Below are 5,696 nucleotides of genomic sequence, written 5' to 3' on the forward strand. Positions count from 1 at the left end.
TCTTAAATGTTGCTTTGGAAAAAATGCTCAAACCTTGCCAGAGTAAAAATTAAACTCAAAAACCTAATGCACTCTTTAAAAACCGTCATTCCATTAGCATAAATAAAAAATGGTATTTCATTGTTAATTAAACAGACTTAATATGATCTAGACTGAATACAAAATTTAGATTTATCAGATTGGAATAATCTATTATATTAACCATCTTTGAAAACAAGATATTTGCAGTAAAAAAACTGGTATTTTATCGGCAATGTGCCAATGACGATATCTTTTAATTGAGTGCCATAATCGTATAACTGCCAAATATTTTTAGGGTTTCCGTATAGGTTTTCAATTCCTCTATTGCTACCTCAATAAAATCATCATTATTCTTAACTTCTATATCAATAAAAAATAAATAATCCCCTAGCGATCGCTTCGTAGGACGAGACTCTATTCTACTCATATTAATTCCCCTTTTAGCAAATACTTCCAAAGGCTTCACTAAAGCTCCTGGCACATTTGCAGGCACACTGAAACCTAGAGAAATAAAGATAGAATTTTCCGGTTGATTTATCCTATTAATTATTAATTTTAAATCAGAATTTTCTATTTCTGTACATCCTTCTTTCAATACCCAAAAGCGAGTACAATTGTCAGGATAATCATTAATTGGATAAGCTAATATAGGTAATTTATAAAGTAGAGCCGCTCTTTGAGAAGCGATCGCTGCAGCACTCCTATCCTTACCTAAATGTTGCAATGCTTCTGTAGTAGAATTATCTGGAATTTGCTGTATTTGTGGCAAAAATTTTTCTAACCAACCTTGACATTGAGCTAAAGCTTGTGGATGAGAATAAACTGTTTTAATCTCCTCAAAACTATCAGCTAATGATATTAATCCATGAGAAATAGGCAATACTAATGCTGTTTGAATCTCTAAAGAGTCCAATTGCCAAAGTGTATCCAGAGTAACAGTAACACTCCCTTCAATAGAATTTTCTACAGGTACAACTGCCAAATTAACTTCCCCTTGAGAAACTGCCCATAAAGTTTGAGCAATACTAGGATATGGACACAGAAAAGATTTTTGACCAAGCTGACTCAGTTTATTAGTAAATGCCACTGCTGCTGTCTCGGCATTGGTGCCAGCAGGGCCAAGATGTGCAATTGATATCGTCATAAAATCTCCATTTTATTTTAGATTTTAGATTAAAAAGCGTTTCTTCAGGTCATGCTCCGCAAACAGCATTTCAGCGTTTAGCAGTCAGCTGCGCGTTTGCGGAGCATTCCGGAACGGAAAGGGGATACGCGACCCCTCCTCAAATTAAACGACTTATAGAAATTCGGGGATTTAAACCCGAGCTTTTAGCGCGCTGAAAGCTGATTGTTGTTTGCAGAGCATTCCGGTACGGAAAATGCTGATAGCTAGTTAAGCCCAATTTCTATAAAATTGAATAAGTTACACTTCGTAAAATTACGTTATATTTCTTCAATTAGTTCTCATCCATCAACCATTATGATTACTAGAATTACTCAATTTTACCTAAATCCCCTCCTGGTTAATGAGTAAATTTGAGTGAAGACTTCAGTATGATCCAAGTCACATTAATAAATGTGAAGATTTTATAAACTTTAGGTATTAAAGTATTGATTTTTATACAGATATACAAATAATGATTACTAGATTCACCGCATCCCAATCAGTAGATATTCCCGTAGTTGAGCAACAAGTTCCTATTCATCACTATCTTCGTCAACCGAAACGCCTAGTAAATGCTTTGGTAGATCCAACAAGATTGGAGCAATTAGACAAAGATAGCTTTCGCCTCAAAATGCGTCCACTACACTTTATGATGTTAACTATTCAACCAACTGTAGATATACGGGTTTGGGCGAGCGCTAATGGCACAATTTACTTAAAGTCAGAGGGTTGTGAAATTCGTGGCGTAGAATATATTAATCAGCGTTTTGCCCTCAATCTAGTTGGTATTCTCCAAAACTACCAAATTAAAGGAGTTACTCATCTCAAAGGCAAAGCAGATTTAGAAGTTAAGGTAGAATTACCTCCTCCATTATGGTTAACACCTCTACCAGTTTTAGAAACAACTGGTAATGGTTTACTTAAAAGTGTATTAATGACAATTAAGCAAAGATTGACCCATCAACTATTAGCTGATTATCATCAATGGGCCTGTAATGAAACTGAGGTATTAGCTAATAGTCAACAAGGTTCTGTTTTATCTGCTGGTAGTCAAGCAATTTAACCTAGCAGTATTTAGTTCTCTCCACTCCAGCTTGACGGAAGTTGTTACAAAATTTAATATCTTCTAATATAAGGTCATTAATAGTTTTAATAAAAATTACTTAATTTTACTAGCTACTATTATGTATAATAATTTTTTTGCATCTCAATCCGTCAATATACCCGTTCCAGAGCAGTCTATAAGTATTAACAGTTATTTAAGTCAACCACAACGTATTGTAGAAGTCCTAGCAAACCCTAATTGTATAGAAAAATTAACTAACGATACATATCGTTTGAAAATGAACCCTCTCAAATTCTTTATGTTGAAAATTGAACCAATTATCGACATGAAAATTTTGACAACTTCTGAAGGAGTAGTCAATTTAAAGTCTGTTGGTTGCGAACTGAAAGGGATTGAAATGATTAATGAACATTTTCAATTGAATCTCAATGGTACAATGCAGCCAACTAAAATTCAGAAAAAAACTATTCTAGAGGGAAAAGTAGAGTTAGCTTTACAAATATTTTTACCTCCTCCTTTCAATAAAATACCCAAGTCGATTTTGCTATCTACAGGAAATAACTTATTAGGTAGTATCTTACTCAAAATGAAGCAAGGATTGATGGATAAATTATTATTAGACTATAGCAACTGGGCAAAGTCTGAAGAGAGGAGTTTACTAGCTGCTTAGTTTTCTAAAAAAGTACTTGATGAGGTTGTGACAAAGCTTATGGGAAAATAATATTTAGGAAGTGAGTCAGAAAGTACAATTAAGTAGCTTCCTAATTCCCACTACCAATTATTGAGCTATATATTCTATTATTGAGATTATCCCGACATTCCGCCCCTGCGACAACGCGAGATTTCAACCATTGCTGATTAGGGCTTTCTGCTGCCTCTTGACAGAGGAGCTACACTAACAATACACCTACTTCCAAGGCTTTTACCTCTTTCCGGTTTTAAGGTTACTCAACATACTGAAACCGCTAGCCCTGCATACTTACCTATAATAACACACTATTGCTAAAAGCACAAGATTAATTGGTTTTTCCTTAGGGATGCGGAAGCAAACATCCCGACCCTACCTGATAAGGAGAGCGCGGGTATTCAACCAACCTGGAGATAACTTTCTCTAAACAAAAGCCTTGAATTTATACATCATTCATTGCTAAAGTTTATTTTAAAGTATCTTTCAGAACAGTTCTAGCTGCAAGATGATTGCGAGTAGATGTGAGAATTTCTACTTCTCTTTCCAATCTAGTAGCAGTATCTTGCATCTCCAAAAGAGCTTGCTGTTCAGTTGCTACCCCATAAAGATTGCTAGCTACCCAATATGACAATTCTTTTGGTAAACTAGGAATATCAGTTGGTAATTCTATACTCTGGTCCATAAGTTTACCTGAAAGATGAACTACATCTTTTAGCAAAGCTTCAACTTGATTTGATAACTCTCCAAGAGTATTTTCTGAAGAATCATCTTCTATCCACTCAACCAAACCAACTAGATAAGGTTTCTCTCTAATTGTGTCTAAAACTCTAAATCTCTGCTCACCTACTGTCAAAACCTTCATCCGATCGTCAGGTAAGCGTTGGTAGTTCTCAATCTTAGCGCAACATCCAGTGGCCACAAGTCGGTCTTGAGTAGAATCCCACATCAAAACACCAAATCTACTATCGCTTTCTAGAACTGTATTCATCATAATTCTATAGCGAAATTCAAAGATGTGTAGTGGTAGAGGTCTACCTGGAAATAATACTACTTCTGGTAGTGGAAATAGGGGAAGTTCTCGAACAGCTACAGAAGAGGATGCCATCTTTCATCATTAAAATAAAGTTTTGCTTCTTAATACTTCTTATACCTTAGCTGATTTTTCTATTCTTTAGATATCTATAGGCTTAATATTTTTGATTTTTGGGAATTTTTACATATAGCAGGGAACAGGGAACAGTAGGAAAAGCATTTCTCTGTATTACTGTTCATCAGCAGTCTATGCCAAACACCAAATCTTCCTTGCTATAAATATCAAGATAATTTGAAGTTTTGGTAAAAAATTTGTATTTTTGAGCATCAAACACAAAAAATTGTAGTGTCTCAGAATTCTTATTCACCAAAGTACATTAATATAAGTCCGAGGGATAACTGTAGGCCATGGGTACATTCAATAATTCTAGACTAGCAACTACCCATGGACTAATTTTGCTATAACTTCACTTCAATATCTACACCTGCTGGTAAATCAAGTTTCATCAGCGCATCAATTGTTTTTGATGAAGGTTGATAAATATCTATAATTCTACGGTGTGTCCTAGTTTCAAAGTGTTCTCGTGAATCTTTATCAACGTGGGGCGATCGCAGTAGACAGTAAATGCGTCGTTTTGTGGGCAATGGTATTGGCCCAATAGCTGTAGCTCCCGTTCTATTTGCCGTATCTACAATTTTTTCACAAGATGTATCAAGTAAACGACGGTCAAATGCCTTGAGGCGAATCCGAATTTTTTGCTGTTGAATTGTGGCCATTTATCTTCTTTAATTTTCTAGGTTCAGATTTTAATGAAGTCAGTAGTCAGTAGTTATTTTTGCAACTCGGACTTTGAGCAACCCCCTTTTTCTGAAGTTAGAAGTTGCTTTTGTAAAGGAGATTTTAAGTAACCCTCCAAAAAAATTATTATTTTGATCAAAATTAACCTTCATCAATAAGCAGCAGAAAAGCAAATATCAATAAGTTATGTATGTACTTTTCTGCCACTTAATCTTTGAGGAAGTTGTCCTACTCTATAATCTTAGAAACAACACCAGCGCCAATAGTTCTCCCTCCTTCACGAATGGCAAAACGCATACCTTGTTCAATTGCCACTGGGTTGATTAGTTGAACCGTCATTTTAATCCGGTCACCAGGCATTACCATTTCTGCCGCACTACCATCATCAGCAGTAAAAGACTCAATAGCACCAGTCACATCTGTTGTCCGGATGTAGAATTGAGGACGATAGTTAGGGAAGAAAGGTGTATGACGACCTCCTTCTTCCTTTTTGAGAACATAAACTTCAGATTCAAATTTTTTGTGGGGAGTGATAGAGCCTGGTTGGGCCAATACCATGCCACGTTGAATATCATCTTTCTGCATACCACGTAGTAGTAATCCCACATTATCACCAGCCATTCCTTCGTCCAGAATTTTCTGGAACATTTCCACACCTGTAACTGTGGTATTACGAGTGTCTTTGATACCTACCAATTCCACAGTTTCACCGACTTTAACCTTACCACGCTCAATCCGTCCTGTAGCTACAGTACCACGACCAGTAATAGAGAAGACATCCTCTACCGCCATTAGGAAAGGCTTATCAACATCGCGTTCTGGTGTAGGAATATATCCATCAACTTCATCCATCAGAGCGAGAATTTTATCTACCCACTCATTTTCACCCTTTCCTATGCTTGGGTTAGCTGTTAGTGCTTCTACA

6 protein-coding genes are annotated in these 5,696 nt (G+C 36.1%); 2 read left to right on the forward strand and 4 right to left on the reverse strand.

Annotated elements, in window-relative coordinates; all coding sequences use genetic code 11:
• Positions 1-274: 274 nt before the first annotated feature.
• Entirely contained in the window at positions 275-1,165 is an 891-nt protein-coding gene (gene pheA, locus F6K13_RS15450; protein ID WP_124146097.1) for a prephenate dehydratase, read from the reverse strand.
• Between the two features lie 493 nt (positions 1,166-1,658).
• Between pheA and F6K13_RS15455 the strand changes: the two genes are divergently transcribed.
• Both F6K13_RS15455 and F6K13_RS15460 read left to right on the forward strand, forming a co-directional pair.
• Positions 1,659-2,249 (forward strand): DUF1997 domain-containing protein, encoded by a 591-nt coding sequence (locus tag F6K13_RS15455; protein WP_124146098.1) that lies wholly within the window; start codon positions 1,659-1,661, stop codon positions 2,247-2,249.
• Positions 2,250-2,370: 121 nt separating this feature from the next.
• A complete protein-coding gene (locus F6K13_RS15460) occupies positions 2,371-2,922 on the forward strand; it encodes a DUF1997 domain-containing protein (RefSeq protein WP_124146099.1) in 552 nt (183 codons plus the stop codon).
• Positions 2,923-3,406: 484 nt separating this feature from the next.
• On the opposite strand, the gene F6K13_RS15465 is transcribed toward F6K13_RS15460, so the two are convergent.
• From F6K13_RS15465 to F6K13_RS15475, 3 genes are all read right to left on the reverse strand, one after another.
• Positions 3,407-4,045 (reverse strand): LON peptidase substrate-binding domain-containing protein, encoded by a 639-nt coding sequence (locus F6K13_RS15465; RefSeq protein ID WP_124146100.1) that lies wholly within the window; start codon positions 4,043-4,045, stop codon positions 3,407-3,409.
• 386 nt (positions 4,046-4,431) lie between these two features.
• Positions 4,432-4,740 carry a 30S ribosomal protein S10 gene (gene rpsJ, locus F6K13_RS15470; protein ID WP_202219847.1) on the reverse strand — a complete coding sequence of 103 codons (309 nt, stop codon included), beginning with the start codon at positions 4,738-4,740 and terminating at the stop codon, positions 4,432-4,434.
• A gap of 259 nt (positions 4,741-4,999) precedes the next feature.
• On the reverse strand, positions 5,000-5,696 hold a 697-nt coding region (locus tag F6K13_RS15475), incomplete at its 5' end, for an EF-Tu/IF-2/RF-3 family GTPase (RefSeq protein ID WP_287287796.1).

This window comes from Okeania sp. SIO2B9, from assembly GCF_010672505.1.
GTDB classification, from domain to species: Bacteria; Cyanobacteriota; Cyanobacteriia; order Cyanobacteriales; family Microcoleaceae; genus Okeania; species Okeania hirsuta.